16 protein-coding genes are annotated in these 17,888 nt (G+C 72.7%); 8 read left to right on the top strand and 8 right to left on the bottom strand.

Going from position 1 to position 17,888, the window contains the following annotated elements; translation table 11 throughout:
• Positions 1–4: 4 nt before the first annotated feature.
• Both ACZ6X9_RS19100 and ACZ6X9_RS19095 read left to right on the top strand, forming a co-directional pair.
• Positions 5–835, top strand: coding sequence for a 2OG-Fe dioxygenase family protein (locus ACZ6X9_RS19100; protein WP_469779140.1), 831 nt, complete (start codon positions 5–7; stop codon positions 833–835).
• A 189-nt stretch (positions 836–1,024) separates the two neighbouring features.
• Complete coding sequence (locus ACZ6X9_RS19095; RefSeq protein ID WP_469779139.1) at positions 1,025–2,149, top strand: carboxylate-amine ligase; 1,125 nt, start codon at positions 1,025–1,027, stop codon at positions 2,147–2,149.
• A 291-nt stretch (positions 2,150–2,440) separates the two neighbouring features.
• On the opposite strand, the gene ACZ6X9_RS19090 is transcribed toward ACZ6X9_RS19095, so the two are convergent.
• A complete protein-coding gene (locus tag ACZ6X9_RS19090; protein WP_469779138.1) occupies positions 2,441–3,436 on the bottom strand; it encodes a quinone oxidoreductase family protein in 996 nt (331 codons plus the stop codon).
• Between the two features lie 215 nt (positions 3,437–3,651).
• Here ACZ6X9_RS19090 and ACZ6X9_RS19085 point away from each other — a divergent pair, with 215 nt between their 5' ends.
• Genes ACZ6X9_RS19085 through ACZ6X9_RS19075 form a run of 3 tightly spaced genes read left to right on the top strand, consistent with a single transcriptional unit; the run spans position 3,652 to position 5,731 of the window.
• On the top strand, positions 3,652–3,924 hold the full coding sequence (locus tag ACZ6X9_RS19085; protein WP_469779137.1) for a tyrosine-type recombinase/integrase: 273 nt from the start codon (positions 3,652–3,654) through the stop codon (positions 3,922–3,924).
• Positions 3,924–4,250, top strand: a complete 327-nt coding sequence (locus ACZ6X9_RS19080; protein WP_469779136.1) for a helix-turn-helix domain-containing protein — start codon at positions 3,924–3,926, stop codon at positions 4,248–4,250. The genes ACZ6X9_RS19085 and ACZ6X9_RS19080 overlap by 1 nt, the downstream gene beginning before the upstream one ends.
• Positions 4,247–5,731 (top strand): hypothetical protein, encoded by a 1,485-nt coding sequence (locus tag ACZ6X9_RS19075; protein WP_469779135.1) that lies wholly within the window; start codon positions 4,247–4,249, stop codon positions 5,729–5,731. Before ACZ6X9_RS19080 ends, ACZ6X9_RS19075 begins: the two co-directional genes overlap by 4 nt.
• Here the strand turns inward: ACZ6X9_RS19075 and ACZ6X9_RS19070 are convergent.
• The 5 genes from ACZ6X9_RS19070 to ACZ6X9_RS19050 all read right to left on the bottom strand — a co-directional run bounded on the left by ACZ6X9_RS19070 (position 5,723) and on the right by ACZ6X9_RS19050 (position 11,710).
• The gene (locus ACZ6X9_RS19070) at positions 5,723–6,181 is read right to left on the bottom strand and encodes an HIT family protein (RefSeq protein ID WP_223770740.1); all 459 of its coding nucleotides are present in this window, start codon (positions 6,179–6,181) and stop codon (positions 5,723–5,725) included. The genes ACZ6X9_RS19075 and ACZ6X9_RS19070 overlap by 9 nt on opposite strands.
• A 139-nt stretch (positions 6,182–6,320) precedes the next feature.
• Positions 6,321–7,208, bottom strand: a complete 888-nt coding sequence (locus ACZ6X9_RS19065; RefSeq protein ID WP_469779134.1) for a hypothetical protein — start codon at positions 7,206–7,208, stop codon at positions 6,321–6,323.
• 180 nt (positions 7,209–7,388) lie between these two features.
• Complete coding sequence (locus tag ACZ6X9_RS19060; RefSeq protein ID WP_469779133.1) at positions 7,389–8,642, bottom strand: RNA polymerase sigma factor; 1,254 nt, start codon at positions 8,640–8,642, stop codon at positions 7,389–7,391.
• On the bottom strand, positions 8,639–8,992 hold the full coding sequence (locus tag ACZ6X9_RS19055; protein WP_469779132.1) for a YciI family protein: 354 nt from the start codon (positions 8,990–8,992) through the stop codon (positions 8,639–8,641). Before ACZ6X9_RS19055 ends, ACZ6X9_RS19060 begins: the two co-directional genes overlap by 4 nt.
• 708 nt (positions 8,993–9,700) lie before the next feature.
• Positions 9,701–11,710, bottom strand: coding sequence for a glycoside hydrolase (locus ACZ6X9_RS19050; protein WP_469779131.1), 2,010 nt, complete (start codon positions 11,708–11,710; stop codon positions 9,701–9,703).
• Between the two features lie 128 nt (positions 11,711–11,838).
• On the opposite strand from ACZ6X9_RS19050, the gene ACZ6X9_RS19045 reads away from it, so the two are divergent.
• Complete coding sequence (locus tag ACZ6X9_RS19045) at positions 11,839–13,083, top strand: FUSC family protein (protein ID WP_469779130.1); 1,245 nt, start codon at positions 11,839–11,841, stop codon at positions 13,081–13,083.
• A gap of 116 nt (positions 13,084–13,199) precedes the next feature.
• Here the strand turns inward: ACZ6X9_RS19045 and proP are convergent, their stop codons facing one another.
• On the bottom strand, positions 13,200–14,840 hold the full coding sequence (proP, locus tag ACZ6X9_RS19040) for a glycine betaine/L-proline transporter ProP (RefSeq protein ID WP_469779199.1): 1,641 nt from the start codon (positions 14,838–14,840) through the stop codon (positions 13,200–13,202).
• 180 nt (positions 14,841–15,020) lie between these two features.
• Positions 15,021–15,446, bottom strand: a complete 426-nt coding sequence (locus tag ACZ6X9_RS19035; protein ID WP_469779129.1) for an ankyrin repeat domain-containing protein — start codon at positions 15,444–15,446, stop codon at positions 15,021–15,023.
• Between the two features lie 289 nt (positions 15,447–15,735).
• On the opposite strand from ACZ6X9_RS19035, the gene ACZ6X9_RS19030 reads away from it, so the two are divergent.
• Both ACZ6X9_RS19030 and ACZ6X9_RS19025 read left to right on the top strand, forming a co-directional pair.
• Positions 15,736–15,930, top strand: a complete 195-nt coding sequence (locus ACZ6X9_RS19030) for a hypothetical protein (RefSeq protein WP_004948848.1) — start codon at positions 15,736–15,738, stop codon at positions 15,928–15,930.
• A 91-nt stretch (positions 15,931–16,021) separates the two neighbouring features.
• Positions 16,022–17,888, top strand: a 1,867-nt coding sequence (locus ACZ6X9_RS19025) for a hypothetical protein (RefSeq protein WP_469779128.1), incomplete at its 3' end; no start/stop codon positions are given.

Genomic DNA, 17,888 nt, shown 5'->3' with positions numbered 1-17,888 from the left:
GGCAGTGACTGACATCCGCACCGAACGTGCCGTGCCCGGCACGTCAAGGGCCGAGGAGGACTGCCGTGTTCTCCAAGAGCGGGGTTACGCCTACTACGGCCCGCAGGACATGGAACCGGACGCCTACGGCGGCTCGTGGCCCGAGGACCTCGCACGGCTCACCCGGGCCTACGAGGACCTGCCCCGCGATCCGTACGCCGCCCCCACGGAAAACCGGTTCCGCCGCTACTCCCGTGCCGTCTGCCTGCCCTGGGACCGGACCATCTCCTGGATCCCCGGCGAGCCCGACGCCGAGTACGGCGCGGTCGCGGAGTTCGTGCAGACCCGCCACCCCGACCACCGTGACGGGCGGACGCTGCCCGCCATCCCGGCGGAGGTGCGCCACAACGCCCTGCTGACGCACCTACTGCGCTTCGACGCGCAGCGGACCCAGTGGCGCCGAGAGTACCGGCGCAACCCGCTGTACTTCGAGGTCCACCTGATGAAGTTCGCCCCGAGCACGGCACAGGACGTCGCGGTCGCCTCACCCGACCGCATCCACCAAGACGGTGACGACACCTTTGTCTTCGCCCATCTGATCAGCCGCACGAACATCGTCGGCGGCGAGAACCTCATCGCCCGCCCCCAGTGCGCCGGCCGCCGGCCCGACGAGATCGCGCCCGACGACGTCCACGCCGCCTTCACTCTCGACCAGCCCCTGGAGTCCTACGGCCTCTACGACCCCCACGTCAGCCACTACGTCGCCCCCATGCGACGCGGCCCCGCCCCCGGCCCCGGCGCGCGCTGCCTGCTTCTCATCGGCGTGGGGGTCTATGACACCCGGCTACGAGGCTGACCCGCGGCGCCCCGCGTTCCCGCGGTCCGCCGGGAGGGATGACCGGCGGAACCCGGGCCGGAAGCGATGGGCCGTTTGCGGGGTGGGTGTGACAGGGCGGGGCGGAGAGCCGAGTCTGGCCTGGTGGAAGGCGACGGCGAAGCACACGGAACGGATTCCCGGCTTCCCGGACCGGGAGAAGCGGGAGGCATGGGGGACAGCGGCGGGATGCCGACGGTGGGGGTGGAAGAGGAGTATTTCCTGGTGCGCGCCGACACCCGTGCCGTGGCACCGGCCGGGCCGCGGGTGGCGGACCGGGCTGCCCGGGATCTGGGGAACGCGGTGGCCGGCGAGTTCACGGACTTGCAGCTCGAGGTGCGGACACCGCCGTGCACCACGACGGACGAACTGCACGCGCACTTGGTGCGACTGCGCCGGAGCGTTGCCGCGTACGCGGCCGTGGAGGGCCTGCGGATCTGCCCGTCCGGGACACCGGTGATCGGAGGCGGCGGCAGGGTACCCGTGGGCGATCACCCCCGGTACCGGGCCGGTGTGGACCTGTTCCGGTCGCTGATGGACGACTTCGCCGTCTGCTCGCTGCACGTCCACGTGTCCCTGCCCGACCGGGAAGTGGCGGCCCTGGTGGGCAATCACCTTCGTGCGTGGCTGCCGATGCTGGTGGAGATGAGCGCGAACTCACCGTTCTACGACGGCCGGGACACCGGCTACGCGAGTTGGCGTTCGGTGATCCGCCTGCGCCTTCCCGGGCAGGGGCCGCAGCCGTACGTCGAGTCCTTCGACGACTACCGGCGCATCGCCTCGGCCATGGCCGAGGCGGGAGCGATGTCCTTCGCCGAACTCCCGTTCTGGGACGTCCGCCCGCACCCGCACCTGCCGACCCTGGAGGTCCGCTGCATGGACGTGCCGGCCGAGCCCGCCGACTCGGCGGCGTTGGCGGCCCTCGTGCGCGGTCTGGTGGTGACCTGCGCCCGCCTGGTCGAGCACGGCGACAACGGCCCGCGGCTGCGCAGCGAGCTGCTGCGCGGGGTCTATTGGCGCGGCACACGCGACGGCTGGCCCGGACAGGGCCTGGATCCCCTGTCCGGACGCATGCTGCCCGCGCCCGAACGCGCCAGGCGGCTCGTGGACCACATCCGTGCGGTGCTGGAGGAACTGGGGGACCTGGAAAGGGCCACGGCCTTCCTCGACCGGCTGGCCGTCCACGGGACGGGTGCGCACCGTCAGCGGGCCGCGTACCGCGCGGGTGGCCTGTCCGCGGTCGTGGACGACCTGACGAGTGCTACGGCGTTCCCTGGGCCCGCCCCTCATGGGTAGATGTCACCCGCGGGGGCCCCGGCCCGCCCGGCGTCCTCGGCCCCAGGGCCGGCGCGGGCCGTCTGCCCGCTCACGGGCCGAGGAAACGATCGACGACGGCGGCCGGCCGGACTGGTCGTGGCCGACCAGCGCGGTGATGAGCTTGCGGGACCTCGCCTTGGTCAGCCGCTTCACCGCCGTCGCGCACCGCTGCCGGGGAGCGCGCGGGGTGATGTCACTGCCCTTGATCACCTTGGCGAACTCGGCGTCGAAGCTCCTTGCCGCCCTTCTTGGCGAACGTGGTCAGGCACTTCACCTGCGTGGTATAGCGGCCGCATCGGGTACGACGAGCAGCTTGCCGGTGGTACGCCGAGCCTCCAGATCGCTGTGGGCCTGGGCGGCCTCGGACAATGCGTAACGGCCCGTTACGGTGACCTCAAGCGCTTTGGAGCGCACCCACTCGAACACATCGGCGGCCCGTCGGAGCAGTTCGGACCGATCGGCGATGAAGTCCCCGAGGCTGGGCCGGATCAGGGTCAGCGAACCGCCGCGGGCGAGCCGAATCGGATCAAACGGCGGCACGGCACCACTCGCCGCGCCGAAGAGCACGAGATGGCCGCGCGTCCGCAGGCTGGCTAGGCTCGCATCGAAGGTGTGCGCGCCGACGCCGTCGAAGACAACCGGCAGTCCCTGACCGCCGTTGAGCCGCCTCACCTCGGCTGCGAGATCGTCGACTGCGGAGGAAAGGATCACCTCAACGGCCCCGGCACGCTTCGCCGACTCGGCCTTCGCCGTGGTCGACGTCGTGCCGATCACCCTGCCGCCGAGATGGGTGATGAGCTGGGTCAAAAGCAGCCCCATGCCACCAGCGGCCGCATGTACGAGCACCGTGTCGCCCCCCTGAACCGGGTAGGCGTCCTTGACGAGATAGTGCGCGGTCATGCCTTGGAGGAGCACGGCGGCGGCTGTCTCGAAGCCGATGTCGTCGGGCAGCGGCACCAGCCGGGAGGAGTCCACGACGGCCCGCTCGGCATACGTGCCGGGAATCTCCACCCAACCGACCCGGTCCCCGACTGCGACGTCAGCGACGCCGGGCCCGACTTCGACGACCGTGCCGGCGCCCTCGGTCCCCGGGGTGAAGGGCAGCGGGAGGCTGTACCGGCCTTCGCGGTGGTAGACGTCGAGGAAGTTGACCCCGGATGCGGCGACTTCCACGACCGCCTCGCCCGGACCCGGCCGCGGCTGGTCCACCTCGGCCTCCCGCAGCACCTCGGGACCGCCCACTTCGTACACCTGAATCGCTCGCATGACCCTCCAATAACGGCTCGTCCCCCACCAACCCCGTTGCTGGCGATCCGATTCCCGGCAAGCAGACCAGCCCGCCGCCCCCGCCGAGAGCGGAGACGGCCGGGATCGAGGACCCGTTCGTCGTCGAGGAGGACGGCGTCACCTCCAGCCGCCTCCACCCCCTCCAGCGCCCGCAGTTCCGCGATCTGCTCGCCTACGCCCGGCCTGGCGACACCGTGCACGTCTCCGAGATGTTCCGCCTCGCCGCCTACCGGGACGCCCTCAAACTCGACCCCGCGCTGGAGTTCCACTCGCTGCGCAGGTCCTCCATCACCCACCTGATCGAGGACGGCTTCGACCCGCTGTTCGTCCAGCATCAGGTCGGCCACGAGTACGCCTCAACGACCGCGATCTACACCTGCGTCTCCTCCGACTTCCGCACGCGCACGCTGCGTCGCGCCCTGGACGCCACCGTTGAGGCCGCCCTGCGGCCGGGAAGGACCTCGTGATGCCACGCCAGATCAGCTACCGGTGGCGGCTGCGTGAATTCATGGCCATCCGCGGCATGTTCACCGTCGCCGAGCTGATGCCGCGCCTGGTCGAACGCGGCATCACCCTCTCCTCCTCCCAGGTTCACCGCCTGGTCTCCGGGACCCCCGAACGGCTGTCCCTGCCGGTGCTTGCCACTTTCTGCGACATCCTCGACTGCACACCGGCCGACCTGATCGCCATTTCCGCACAGAACCTCCCGGCCCGCCGTGCGGTCGGCGAAGAGGCCCCGATCGACCTGTCCGCCCGACGGCCCAAGCGCGTCCGCCTCACCCCGGAGTCATGAGCCCGGCCTACAGCAACCGCGAGCAATACGAGCGCTGGCACGTCCGCGACTGCACACGCTGCGGCCGACGAGCAGCCAAGGCCGCCGAGTGGAGCGACGGGCCGATCTGCCGCACCTGCTTCGAACGGGCGATGCACACCCGCGGGCAGTGCCACGGCAGCGGCACCAGGCGCCTCCTTCCCGGCAGAAGCCCGGACGGGGCCGCCATCTGCCGCGACTGCGCCGGCATCACCCGCAACTTCTTCTGCGCCCGGTGCGGATTCGAGGGCATGCTGCTGGGCGGACGCCTCTGCGAACGCTGCACGCTCGCCGACCAGCTCGCCGTGCTCCTGGACGACGGCACCGGCCGCATCCACCCCCGCCTGGTGCCCCTGCATGACCTGCTGGTGGACATGGAACGGCCCAAGGGCCGCCTGATCTGGCTGCGCAACCCCCAGGTCCCAGCACTGCTACGCGACCTTGCCTCCGGGCACGTCCCGCTCACCCACGAGGCCCTCCAGGGCCTCCCGAACCGGCGGACCGTCGCCTACCTCCGCGACCTGCTGATCGACAGCGGCATCCTTCCCCGCTTCGACCGCCGGCTCCTGCTCTTCGAGCGGTGGCTCGCCGAACGCCTCGGCTCCACCGAAAGCCCCGAACATGCCCGGCTTCTCCAGCACTTCGCGCACTGGCACCGGCTCCGCAAGCTCCGGACCAAAGCCCGCGAACACTCCTTGGGCGCCGGCACGACGCAGGAGTGCCGACAGCAGGTCACCCAGGCCGCAGCCTTCCTCCAGTGGCTCGCCGAACGCGGCGTCGCTCTGGATGCGGCCACTCGGACCGACCTCGATGCCTGGCATGCGGAGAAGTACGCCACCCGGCGACCGGCTCAGGCATTCCTGCGATGGCGCATGGACACCCGCCGCATGCCCCGCCTGTCCCTCCCGAACAGGCCGACGACGAACCCGCACCCCCTCGGCCGGCATCAACGACTCGCCACCCTGCGACGGGTGCTTGCCGACGGCAGCAGCGGACCACGCGTCCGGATCGCCGCCTGTCTGGTCCTCCTCTTCGCTCGACCGATGAGCCGGATCGTCCGTCTGACCACCGATGACGTCCTTCGCGACGACGCCCACGTTCTGCTGCGGCTCGGTGACCCTCCCTCGCCGGTCCCCGAACCGGTCGCGACCCTGCTGCTGGGCCACATGACGGCCCTGCCCGGCAGAACCCCGGCAGTGAACGCTGACTCCCGCTGGCTTTTCCCAGGTTGCCGGGCGAACCAGCCGATGCACCCGGGCACCCTGCGGGAGGGACTGCGCGAGCTCGGTGTTCCTCTCCAGCGGGCCCGGACCTCATCGATCCGCCACCTCGTCCTCCAAGCCCCGGCCCCCGTCATCGCCAAGGCCCTCGGCTACCACGACAAGACCGCCGCAAGGCCGGTCACCGAAGCCGGCGGCACCTGGAGCCGATACGCCCCCGGCGGCCACTCACGCTCACGATGAACCCGCTCCGAAGACGCCATCGCGGATTTGGGACAGCCCTCCACGCACGGCTGTTGCAGTGGCGTCGAGCTCACTGCGCTCACGCACTCGCCACTCGGCATCCAACCGAAACCCATCATCCGCGAACCGCGGAAAGACATGAAGGTGCACATGGAAGACCTCCTGGAAGGCGGCCTCACCGTCAGCCAGGAACAGGTTGACGCCCTCGCAACGGAGACCCGAGCGACGCAGTGCCCGCCCAAGACGGTGTGCTACCTCCCAGATCCTCGCCCCGGTCCGGACATCCAGGTCTTCCAATCCGACCGCGTGTGTCCTGGGAACGACCAGAAGATGGCCAGGAGTCACAGGTTGAAGATCCATGAACGCCAGCACTGTCTCGTCCTCATGGACAACACTGGCCTCCGCTTCTCCCTGAGCGATGGCGCAGAACACGCAGTCCCCAATGCCCACGACCGGCTCCCCTCCCGACGCCGCCGTAGCTACGAAGAGCAGCCGGAGCAATGGCAAGACCGGCGAATACGCGACACCTCAACATGCGGGCCCACCAGTCTCGCACCCCGAGAACCTGCTGGTACGGGCGCCGCTCGACCTAGTAGTGCTCTCCGCGGCGCGGATGTACCTCGACCCCAAGGCCGGGAACCCACAGTTCGCCGTCGTCGCCGGCACTGATGTCCCAGGCGGTCACTTCGGCCGGGCATGTAGTGCCGCGGGCCCGCAGATCGGTGACGACCACTCGCGCGAGCAGGGCGGCTGCCGTTGGATCCGTCTCAGGGAGCTCGGTGCGCCACCATCGGTGCTCGTCCACGTTCTGCCAGCCCCGAGCGCGCATCTGCGCTGCGCGCTCGGGCGTCTGCTCATGGTCTCGGTCCTCGATGGCGAGGTGGAACTCGCGGTTCGTGTCTGACGGATTGAAGGACACGATCATGGTGCGTCCCCAGTCCCGTGACGCCCAGAGCTTGAAGCCCGCCCAGTCGCCCGGGGCCTGCAGGGGCATGTGTTCCGCCCAGGAGGCGAGCATCCCGGCCAGTCGCTCCTCTGCCGAGTTCCAGTCGTCTGCTGCCGAATGTCCGTTGAAGGTCCAGCCGTGATCATGGCCGGGGCCGTGGCGATCCAGTTGCCACGTGTAGGGCAGGCGGCCCGAGTCGAAGCTCCAGAACTCGTCCCGGGCGAACGATTCTGCGTGGTGCGCCGACAGTGTCACTGCGCCATGGTCCCCGGACAGCAGCAGTGTCCGCTCGTGGTTGCTCCACCGGACGCTGGGTCCGTGTGTGGTGCCGCCCGGCAATGTGGGCCGGCCGATGCGCGCCACGATGGCCTCGTAGGCCGGCCGCAGGGCCTCACGGCGTTCGACCAGGCCACTTGCCTCCTGGTGCGTCAGGATGGGGAATGGCCGGTCCAGCTCGGCGTCGGCGTGGGTGAGAAGGGCTTCTGCGAGATCCGCCGCGTCCTGACGGACCATCCCCGTGGTGTGTGTCATGGCGATCATCCTGGCAGCGGCCGCTGACATCGCTGTCGGCAGGCACGCACGGTCACGAGCAGGGTGAACCTCACGAGGAATTGGCGACCCTTCAATAGGCGAGCCCACCAGTGCCAGGGCCGATAACGCCCCGGCGTCCGGCGGTGACCGGGCGGCCGGAGCCGGGGTCGGTGAGGCTGGTCACCGGCGGGTGAGTTCCGCGAGTTTGCGGGCGAGCGTGGCTCGCTCCGGTTCGTTGCCGACGAGTTCGAGTGCGGCCTGGTAGGCGGCTGCCGCCTCGGTGGTGCGGCCCAGTCTTCTCAGCAGGTCGGCTCGTGCTGCGGGAAGCAGGTGGTAACCGCGCAGTTCTCCGGACGTGGTGAGGCCGTCCAGCAGGGTGAGACCCGCTTCGGGACCGTCGCGCATGGCGATGGCCATGGCGCGGTTCAGCGCGATGAGCGGGGACGGCTCGATCTGGAGCAGCACGTCATACAGGGCAACGATCTGCGGCCAGTCGGTCGTGTCGAAGGAGGTCGCCTCGTCGTGCAGCGCCGCGATGGCCGCCTGTACCGCGTAGGTCCCGACACCGGGACCGGTCAGGGCCGGCACCAGGAGCCGCTGCCCTTCGGCGATGAGATCAGCGTCCCAGAGGGCGCGGTCCTGGTCTTCGAGCAGCACCTGGCCTCCCTTGGCGTCGATCCTGGCCGCCTGCCGGGCTTCGGTGAGGAGGAGCAGTGCGAGCAGCCCTGTCACTTCTCGTTCTCGGGGGAGCAGCCGGTGCAGGATGCGGGCGAGCCGGATGGCTTCCTCGGCGAGGTCGGGGCGGACGAGGTGGTCGCCGGAGCTGGCGGCGTAGCCCTCGGTGAAGACGAGGTAGATGACCCGGAGCACGCTGGGCAGCCGTGCGGGCAGTTCGTCCGGCCCCGGGACGCGGAACGGGATGCGCGCGCTGCGGATCTTGTGTTTGGCGCGCACGATGCGCTGGGCCATCGTCGCGGTGGGCACCAGGAACACCCGGGCGACCTCGGGTGTCGTCAGGCCCGCGAGAAAACGCAGTGTCAGCGCGGTGCGTGCCTCCGGTGAGAGGGCCGGGTGGCAGCAGGTGAAGAACAGTTGCAGCCGTTCGTCGGGGATGTCGTCGAAGCCGGGTTCGACGGGGTCCGTGGCAGCGCCCCGGTCGCTTTCCACCTGCAGCACCGCCAGCCGCCGCGCGTACGCCCGGTCGCGCCGGATCCGGTCGATGGCCTTGCGGCGCGCCGTCGTGAGCAACCACGCCAGGGGCTTGTCCGGCACCCCGTCGACCGGCCACCGCTCCAGCGCGACCTCGATCGCCTCGGAGGCGGTCTCCTCGGCAAGGTCGAGATCACCGAACCGGGCGGCAAGCAGAGCGAGCAGCCGGCTCCGGTCTTCGCGGAACACCGCCTCCACGGAGCGGGCCGCTCGCTGCTCGTTCACGACTGGTCGGGCTCCCAGACCGTACGGACCTCGACAGTGCCGTACCGGGCGCCAGGGCACCGGGCCGCCCAGTCGAGCGCGGCGTCGAGGTCGGGGACGTCGATCAGGTAATAGCCGCCGACGATCTCCCGGGTCTCGGCGAACGGCCCGTCGGTCACCACGCGCTCGCCGTTCACGCGGACGCGCACGGTGGTCGCGTTCGAGATGTCCAGGGCGTTGCCGTCGAGCTTGACGCCGGCGTCGGAGACGGCCTTGTCGAACGCCATGAACTCTTCCACGGTCGGTCCTTCGGCCGGTCGCTCTTCGTCGGAATCGGGTGACGGGGTGTTGATCAGCAGCAGGTACTTCACGATGGGCTCCTCGTGCAGCGGGTCGGTTGCGCAGGCATGACGAATGGCCGGAGGGAGAATCGACAGGACGACCGGAGAATCTTGTCGTGAATCCCGGGCGACTGGGAGTGCCGCTGGAGCGCCACCACTGCTCGTCGGCGGTGTCCGGGTCGCGTAGGGGCCGCATCCCACCCGGGATATCCGGGAGTTGGAAGGAGTACCGGCCGAGCATGTCGGAGGAACCGGAGGACGGCCGCCTGGCCGCTTTTTTCGCAACCCCCGCGCGTGCGGCAGTCTCCCCTCCCGCTGTGACCGACACGCTCCCCACCGGACATGACGCCAGGCCCCGGGCGAGCTGAGCTGTAGTCCGCCGAACGCGGCGCTCGACCACGGCGTGACCGTACGGCGCGCCAGGGCCCCACCCTGCACGTCGGCGCCGTCCCCGCCGTGTACCACCAGCTCCTCGCCCGTGCCGGCCGCTCGACGGCGGCCAGGGCGCCCCCGCGGTCCCGGCCCAGCGCAAGGCCCACCGCTAGGACGAGAACCGCGTCAGCACACTCGTGCCTACCGGACCATGATCGTTCTCATCGATCACCACTGTACCGATGTTCCCCGGGGCCGGTGTTCGCCGGTTTCGGTCCGCGGGATCTCCCCTGACGGCGCACGCCGACCGGCCGTCCTGACGGGCGCGGACGCCGGGCGGCGTGCCCGGTGTCCGCGCGCCCCTCGCTACCGGTTGACGTCCGCCGGGCAGAGCCGCCGCGGCTTGGCGTCGCCCTTGAGCTCGGCGTCCACGCAGCCGCCCGGCAGTCCCTGGTACGCGGCCGTGCCGAAGTTGGCCGTCACGGTGAGGACGCCGTTGCCGAAGACCGTCCGCTGGACCGTGCGGTCGCCGGTGAGCGTCCGGAAGTCCGTCATCGCCTCCGTTCCCGCCGCCTTGTGCAGCGGCGAGAAGTACCGCTGGAGGGCGGCGAGTTCGGCACCCCGCTCCTTGATCGACGGGCCGTCGAGGACGAAGTTGAGCGGGGTGTTGTAGAGCATGGCGAGCAGGGCCCGCGTCGTCTTCTGCCGCGGGAGCTTGTCGTAGGGCAGCTCCCAGCGCTCGGTGTTGACGAGGGAGTCGTGCAGGGCGGTCTCGTACAGGGGGACGCGGTACGCGGGGTCGTACATCGCCTTGGCGACGTCGGCCGGGAGTTCGGCGGGCTTGAAGAACATGCCGGGGGCCTTGGCGGGGGTGTAGCCGCCCCACTTCTCCTTGTCGCGCTCGGCCTTCCACAGTCCGTCGGCCACCGGGGTGCCGGAGCCGTGGTCGAAGGCGAGGACGCCGTTGGCCCAGGCGCCGGCGGACTCGGAGCCGAGGACGAGGCGGTCGTGCCGCGCCAGCCGGCCCATCCGGGCCAGCCGGTTGGCGCGGTCGCGGGCCTTGGTCATCGGGTGGGCCGGGCTGTGGTCGCGGAACAGCTCGCCGGCCGCGTCCACGTCCAGGAAGTAGCTGTCGGCGCCGTTCTTGGTCATGGCGCGGGCGCGGTCGGCGAGGTAGTGCTTGCCGGACTCCGCCTTCTCGAACGCCTCCGAGCTGAGGTAGCAGCCCCGGTCGTGGAAGCCGGGCTCCCGCTTGCCGTCGGCGCGCCGGACGCAGAAGTCGGGGTAGACGGTGCCGGGCCAGACGGAGGTGGGGGCGTCGGAGGTCTTCGGGTCCTGGCCGTTGGCGAACGAGTCGTAGGGGCCGACGAGGTAGCCCGCCTCCTTCGCCGCGGCGACCGCCTTGGCGTCCATCGGCGTGTCGTCGGCGTCGTAGCCCAGCCACATCCGGTCCACGCCGAGGGCGCGCAGCGCGCGGACGCCGTCGGCGGTGCGGGCCTGCCCCCAGGTGTAGGCGTGGAAGGCGCCCAGCAGCTTCCTGGTGGCGGGCAGGGCCTCGGCCTTGCGGCGGAGGCTGCCGAGCCGCCCGTGCTCGGCGAGCCAGGCGCGGTACTCGCGGGCGGGGGCGACCGGGGAGCCGTCGGTGAGGGCGAAGGCGACGGTGTACTCGGTGGTGGCGTCGCCGCGCGAGAAGCGGTGGGCGGCGGCGGTCCGCAGCCGGCCGCTCTCGGAGGTGACGCGCAGGGTGGTGCCGATGTCCGTCGGCACCAGGTAGCCGACGCCCCGCCCCTGCCCCAGGCCGTACCCCCACAGGGGCAGGGACAGGCCGGATTCCACGGGGATCTCGCCGTCCACCAGGCCGGCGCGCGGGGAGTTCCAGAAGGGGTCGGCGACGGGCAGCGACAGCCCCTCGCCGCGGGGGAGCTGGAGGCTGGACGCGGCCCGGTCGGCGCCGGTGACCGGCCAGTTCAGCGTGGTGTCGGCGGTGCCGCCGGCCCGGAGGGAGACGAGCAGCCGGCCGTGGTCGGCGCGGGCGGTGACGGTGAGTCCGGTCCGCGGGTAGTCCCAGCGGGCCCCGTCGGCGGTGACGGTGACGCGGCCGGGGGTGCCGAGCGCCCCCGCGGCGGGGGCGGACAGTTCGGCGGTGCCGCCGCCGGCGAAGCGGGCCGTCACCCGCAGGGTGGCGGTGTCGACGGTCGCGGTGCCGCCGCGGACGGGCAGGTCGACGAGGCCGCCGTGGACCCGGGGGCCGGCCGCCGCGGCCCGGGAGGGCGCGGGGACCGCGTCGGCGGTGGTGGCGAGGGTGACGCACGGGAGGGTCGCCGCGAGGGCGACCGCCACGGCGCGGACGACGTGACGTGAGGTGGTGATGCGCATGAGGAGTTGATAGTGAACGCACGTAAGAAAGCGTTCTCACAACTGGGCGCCCCGGTCTCGTGGGCCGGTCGGGCGGACATGGATCCGGCCGGACGTGGCACACACAAGAGGTGTGGCGAGAGAGAACGATGTGGCGCAGAACGGTGGAAGAGGTCTCGGCGGCGGGGAGGGCGCTGCGCCGGGCCTGGCAGGGGCCCGGCCGGGAGCGAGAGCTGGTGGTCCTGGCCTTCAAGGCCACCCTGGCGTCGGTGGCCGCCTGGGCCCTCGCCGCCTGGCTGCTGAAGAACACGCTGGCGCTGATGGCGCCCTGGGTGGCGCTGCTGCTGGTCCGGACGACGGTCTACCGGTCGCTCGCCCAGGCGGCCCAGCAGACGGCGGCCATCGCCCTCGGGACGGTGATGGCGACGGCCGGCGGCATGCTGCTGGGCGGGACCATGACGGCCATGGCCGTGGTGCTGCCGGTGGCGCTGCTGGTCGGGAACTGGCAGCACTTCGGCGACCAGGGGCTGGCGGGCGCCACCTCGGCGCTCTTCACCCTCGCCGGGGGCGAGTGGTCGGTGGACATCGCCGTCGACCGGGTGCTGGCCGCGCTGCTGGGGGCGGTGGTGGGGGTGACGGTGAACGCGTTCGTCCTGCCGCCGGTCTCGCTGCGCAGCGCCCGGGACGCCATCGGCGAGGTGGTCACCGAGTGCCGAACGGTCCTGGACGCGATGGCCGAGGGGGTGGCCGAGGGCTGTGACCACGGCCGGGCGGTGGGCTGGCAGGAGCGGGTCCGGCGGCTGCCCCGGCTGCTGGGCGGGGTGCGGTCGGCGATCGGCTGGGCGGAGGAGAGCGCGCGGTTCAACCCGCACCGGCGCCGAAGCGAGCTCCTGTGGCGGGCGAAGCCGTCGTACGAGGAGACCGCGCACACGCTGGAGCACGTCGTCGACCATCTGGAGGGGCTGTCCCGCACCCTGGTCGAGGCCACGGACGAGCACCACCCGCGCCGGCTGCCCGGCCCGGAGGCCACCCGCCCGTACGGCGACTTCCTGCACCGGGTGGCCCGGGCCCTGTGCGCGTACGGCCGCACGGTGACCGGGGACGACCCGGCCGCCGCCCGGGAGGAGCTGCTGCGGGAGCTGCGCGGGGTGGAGGAGGCGCACGGGACGCTGCGGGCGCGGCTGGCCGAGCGGGCGTCGACCGATCCGGAGGCCATGGAGCTGATCGGTTCCCTGCTGGCCGAGGCCCGCCGGCTCACCCACCGGCTGCGGGTGCCGGACGACGGCACGGACGCCGCGCCCGGCGCCACGGAGGAGGACGGCACCGCCGGGAAGACAGGCACCGCCCCGGAGACCGGCGCCGCCCCCGAGGCCGGGGACGGCAGGACCGCCTGAGCCGATGCGGCGGGTCCGCCCGGGCGCGCCCGCCGCATCGGCCGCACCACACGGCCGCGCCGCCCGTTCCCGGGTTCCCGGGAGGGCGGCGCGGCCGTGTGGTGAGCGGGCGGGTTTCAGGAGCGGTCGTCCCCCGGCCCGTCGGAGGGCGGTCCGGAGTGTCCGGAGTCCTCGTGCGCCCGGCCCGGGTGGCGGAGGTGGAGCCAGACGTCCCTGGCCCGGCGGCCGGCCTCGGTCCGGCTGCGGGCGACCAGGCGGCGGGCCTGTTCGGGGCTCTCCACCATCGGTCCGGAACCGCGCAGCGGCTTGCCCGCCGTCTCGTGCAGGAAGAAGGCCGAGACGAAGCCGACGGCGCCGGCGCCCATCAGGTAGTAGGCGGGGATCATACGGTCCCCCGTCTGCTCCAGCAGCGCGGAGACCACCAGCGGGGTGGTGCCACCGAACAGCGAGACGGAGATGTTGAACGAGACCGAGAGCGCGCCGTAGCGCATCCGGGTCGGGAAGAGGGCGGGGAGCGTGGAGGCCGCGGTGCCGGCGAAGACGACGAGCAGCAGCCCCAGCATCAGGCAGCCGAGCGCCGGCAGCAGCGTGCCCCCGGCCCGGATCAGCAGGATCGCCGGGATCGCCAGGGCGATCATCGCGGCGCTGCCGACCATGAACATCGGCCGCCGCCCCCACTGGTCGGAGGAGCGGCCCACGGTGGTGATGGTGAGCGCCACCACGATCATGGTGCCGAGGATCAGCAACTGGGCGGTGGTCGGGTCCTTGCCGAGCGTCTCGGTCATGTAGGTGGGCAGGTAGGACGTCACCAGGTAGTTGGTGACGTTGTAGACGATCACCAGGCCCATGCAGATCAGCACCGCGTGCCAGTGCTTGGTGAAGATCTCGCGGAGCCGGCCGTGGCCGGACTGCCGGGCCTCCTCGGTGCCCTCGGCCACCGCGTCCGCGTCCGGGGCGGCGGGGGCGACCCCGGCCTCGGCCGCCGCCCGGAAGGCGGGTGTCTCCTCCAGCTTCATCCGCATGTACAGGCCGATCAGCCCGAGCGGGCCGGCCAGCAGGAAGGGCAGCCGCCAGCCCCAGTCCGTCATCCCGTCGTCGCCCAGGACGGCGGTGAGCACGGTGACCAGGCCGGAACCGAGCGCGTAGCCGACGAAGGTGCCGAAGTCGAGCCAGCTCCCCAGGAAGCCGCGGCGTTTGTCGGGGGCGTACTCGGCGATGTACGTGGTGGCCCCGGCGTACTCGCCGCCCGTCGAGAAGCCCTGCACCAGCCGGCACAGCAGCAGCAGGACGGGCGCGGCGACGCCGATCGTCCCGTAGGTGGGGAGCAGGCCGACGGCGAAGGTGCTGATCGCCATCATGATCATCGTGGCGGCGAGGACGCGCTGCCGGCCGACGCGGTCGCCGAGCGGCCCGAACACCAGCCCGCCCAGGGGGCGGACGAGGAAGGCCGCGGCGAAGGTGGCGAAGGCCGAGATGACCTGGGCGCCGGGCGAGCTGGAGGGGAAGAAGACCTTGCCGAGGGTGGCCGCCACATAGGCGTACACCCCGAAGTCGAACCACTCCATCATGTTGCCGAGCGCCGCGGCGGACACGGCACGGCGGACCTCCGGGCGGTCCGCGACCGTGACCTCCTCGATGCTCAAGGCCGTCTTGTTCCGCCGCAGCAGCGTGCGGAGCAGCCGGTCCGTGGACGAGGTGCCGCCCCGGGCGGGGGCACCCCGTACGGTGTTCGGGGTTCGTCTGCGCTCGGCGCCCATGATCACCTGTCGGAGAGTCCGGGGGGATGTGTGGTCCCGTTGGTCCCTTCCGGTACGGGTACGCACTTTGGCGCTGTTTATTCGCTTATGGCTCACGCGGATGCGTCTTGCCCCACACGTCACACGTAAAACCTGCGTCCCCCGGGGCCGGGCGCGCCGTGTGCCGCTCGCGCGGCCTGGTCACGCGCCGCCGAACAGTTCCAGCAGGTCCTGCCGTCCGAACATGCCCGCCGTCTCCACCGCCGAGGGCGTCCCGGCCGACGGGTCCGCGCCGTGGTCCACCAGCAGCCGGACCACCTCGTCCGCCGACTTGAAGACGGCACCGGCCAGCGGGGTCTGCCCCCGGTCGTTGGCCCGGTTCGGGTCGGCCCCCCGCTCCAGGAGCGCGGCGACGGTCCCGGGGTGCCCGTGGTAGGCGGCGAGCATCACGAGGGTGTCGCCCCGGTCGTTGGTCAGGTTCGGCGGCACCCCGGCGTCCACGTAGGCGGCGAGGGTGTCGGTGTCCCCGTGCCGGGCCAGGTCGAAGACCTTGGCCGCCAACTGGAGCACCTCGGGGTCGTGCGCGGGTTCGGGGGCGGGCTCGGCGGCGGGCGTCGGCTCGGGCATGGTCGGCGTTCCTCGGGGTCGGGGCCCACGGCGGGGCCGGGCGTCGGCGGGCCCCTCCGGGCCCGTACGGGCTGGTTCGGGACCGGGGTACCCGGTCCGGTTACCGATCTTTCCCAGGGCCCACCCTACGTACGCCCGCCCCACGCCCGGAGCCCGGACGGCCCGCTCGCGGCCGAGCGGGTGAACCGGCCGCGCGTCACTCGCTTGCCTCTTCCCGGATGTCCGGATCCCTGCTTGCTGTGACGCTGGGAGGACTCATGGTGACCGCCCCACCAACAGGAGACCTTCCATGATCCTCTCCATCTCCGGCGTCGTGCTGCTGGGCATCGTCGTGTTCCTGTTCTTCCGCAAGGACGGTCTCAAGGCCAGCCACGCCCTCGTCTGCGCCCTGTTCGGCTTCTACCTCGCCGGCACCGCCATCGCCCCCAGCATCAAGGCGGGCGGCGCCAGTCTCGCCGGGCTGCTGGGCGGGTTGCGGTTCTGACCGCGCGCCGCGCGCGGCGCCGGTCCGTCCAGCCGCCCGCGGCGCCCGTCCACCCCGAAGTCCCACCCCACCCCGACGTCAGGAGGCCGCCATGGGCCGGCGCGGAGTCCCCCGCACCCTGACCGACCGAGCCCCCTCCCCCGGCCGGGAGCTCGCCCACAGCGTCACCGACAGCGCCCGCGACGTGCTGCACCCGGTCATCACCATCGGCCGCGGCCTGCGCTCGCTGGCGGCGGCCGGCCGGCGCGGCTGGGCCCGCACCCCCCGGGACCGGCGCGGCGCCGCCCTGCTGCTGGCCGCCTCCTGCATGCTCATCGTCGCCCTCATCCCCTACGGGCCCCCGCTGGCCGCCGCCGCCCTGCTGGCCGCCGGGGCGTGGCGCGGCCGGGACCGCGCCACGGCGCCGGCCACCCGGCAGGGCCCGCTGGAGGGCCGCCTCCAGGCGCTCTACGAGGCCCTGGTGCCGTACTTCTCCTCACCCCTGGACCCGACGCCGCTCTACTCCCACGGGGGCGTCTGGCGGCAGGCCTTCGACGACCACGCCTTCGACGACGAGGGCCGGCTGGTCGCGCTGCGGCTGCGCTACCCCGCCTACTTCACCGACGGGGAGAGCGAAGCCCGGGCCCGCATCGAGCACCTGCTCCAGACCAAGGCGGGCCGGGGCCGGGAGTACCGCTTCGTCTGGGACGAGGAGGAGGGCGTCCTCCACCTGTCCGCGCTGCCCGCCCTGCCCGCCGGCATCCGGGCGCAGCGCTTCGTGACCGCCCCCGGCGAGGTCCTGCTGGGCTTCACCGATCCCGAGGCCGTCCAGCGGACCCTGCCGGTGACCGACGGGGAGGGGACGCGCGACGTGCCGCCCGTCATCTGGCGCACCGGCCAGCGGTCGTCCGAACCCCACCTGCTGGCCCTCGGCCGGCCCGCGAGCGGCGTCACCACGCTGCTGCGGTCGGTGTTGTTGCAGGTCCTGCACCACGGGGACGTGGTGGTCGTGGACGGGGGCGGGGCGGGCGAGTACGCGTGCCTGGCCGGCCGGGAGGGCGTCCTGGCCGTGGAGTCCTCGCCGTCCGGCGCGGTGGCCGCCCTGGAGTGGGCCGCGCAGGAGACCCAGCGGCGGCTGGTCGCCACCAACACGGCGCGGCAGCAGGGCCGTCCGGCCCCGGAGGACGTCCGCCGCCCGCTGTGGGTCGTCGTCGACCGGCCCGCCGCGCTCAGCGCCCTCGCCGTCGCCGAGGGGCGCCCCGACCCGCAGGAGCTGCTCCAGGTGCCGCTGCGGCACGGCCGGGCCGCCAACGTGACGGTCGCCCTCGGCGAACAACTGGAGAGCGAGCGGCTGCTGACCGAGGCGGTGCTCGCCCACACCCGGGCCCGGGTGGTGCTGGGCCCGGTCGCGGCCGGCCAGGTGCGCGGCACGCTCGGCGAACTGCCGCAGACCACGCCCGTCAACGAGGTGCCCCCGGGCCGGGGTTACGCCCGCCTGGGCACCGGCCCGGTCCACCGCCTCCAGGTCCCCGCCACCCCCGACCCGTACGACGAGGGCGCCCCCGAGCCGCACCGCCGCGCGGTCGCGGACCTCCTCCCGCCGTGGCCGCCGACGGAACCCCTCACGGTCCCGGCGGCGGACCCGTCCTCCCGGCGGCCGGATCCCTACGCCGGCGGTACCGGTGACGCCCCGGCGACCGGCGCGGGATTCGCCGACAGCCCGGCGCCCGGCGTGCAGGCACCCTTGCGGAGCGGGTCCTTTCCGCCGCCGGACGGCACGGAAGCGCGCCCGGACGGCTGGGGCGGAACGCCCACCTCCGCCCCGCTTGAGGCATCCGGGCACCACCCGGCGGGCGGCCCCGGCCCGGAATTCACCGACAGCTCGCCGCCCGCCGCGGGAACGCCCGCGCCGAACGGCGCCTACCCCCCGCCGGACGGCATGGAAGCGCGCCCCGGCGGCTGGGGCGGAGCGCCCACCT

The sequence above is a fragment of the Streptomyces sp. NPDC052910 genome, from assembly GCF_055585605.1.
This window is presented reverse-complemented; position numbering and strand designations above follow the sequence as displayed.

Excerpts from the sequence above, each read along its gene's own strand:
- ACZ6X9_RS19075 (WP_469779135.1), top strand. The coding sequence starts at position 4,247 with ATGAGCCCGGCCTACAGCAACCGCGAGCAATACGAGCGCTGGCACGTC.
- ACZ6X9_RS19090 (WP_469779138.1), bottom strand. The coding sequence starts at position 3,436 with ATGCGAGCGATTCAGGTGTACGAAGTGGGCGGTCCCGAGGTGCTGCGG.
- ACZ6X9_RS19080 (WP_469779136.1), top strand. The coding sequence starts at position 3,924 with ATGCCACGCCAGATCAGCTACCGGTGGCGGCTGCGTGAATTCATGGCC.
- ACZ6X9_RS19065 (WP_469779134.1), bottom strand. The coding sequence starts at position 7,208 with ATGACACACACCACGGGGATGGTCCGTCAGGACGCGGCGGATCTCGCA.
- ACZ6X9_RS19035 (WP_469779129.1), bottom strand. The coding sequence starts at position 15,446 with ATGCCCGAGCCGACGCCCGCCGCCGAGCCCGCCCCCGAACCCGCGCAC.
- proP (WP_469779199.1), bottom strand. The coding sequence starts at position 14,840 with ATGGGCGCCGAGCGCAGACGAACCCCGAACACCGTACGGGGTGCCCCC.
- ACZ6X9_RS19045 (WP_469779130.1), top strand. The coding sequence starts at position 11,839 with ATGTGGCGCAGAACGGTGGAAGAGGTCTCGGCGGCGGGGAGGGCGCTG.
- ACZ6X9_RS19095 (WP_469779139.1), top strand. The coding sequence starts at position 1,025 with ATGGGGGACAGCGGCGGGATGCCGACGGTGGGGGTGGAAGAGGAGTAT.
- ACZ6X9_RS19050 (WP_469779131.1), bottom strand. The coding sequence starts at position 11,710 with ATGCGCATCACCACCTCACGTCACGTCGTCCGCGCCGTGGCGGTCGCC.
- ACZ6X9_RS19030 (WP_004948848.1), top strand. The coding sequence starts at position 15,736 with ATGATCCTCTCCATCTCCGGCGTCGTGCTGCTGGGCATCGTCGTGTTC.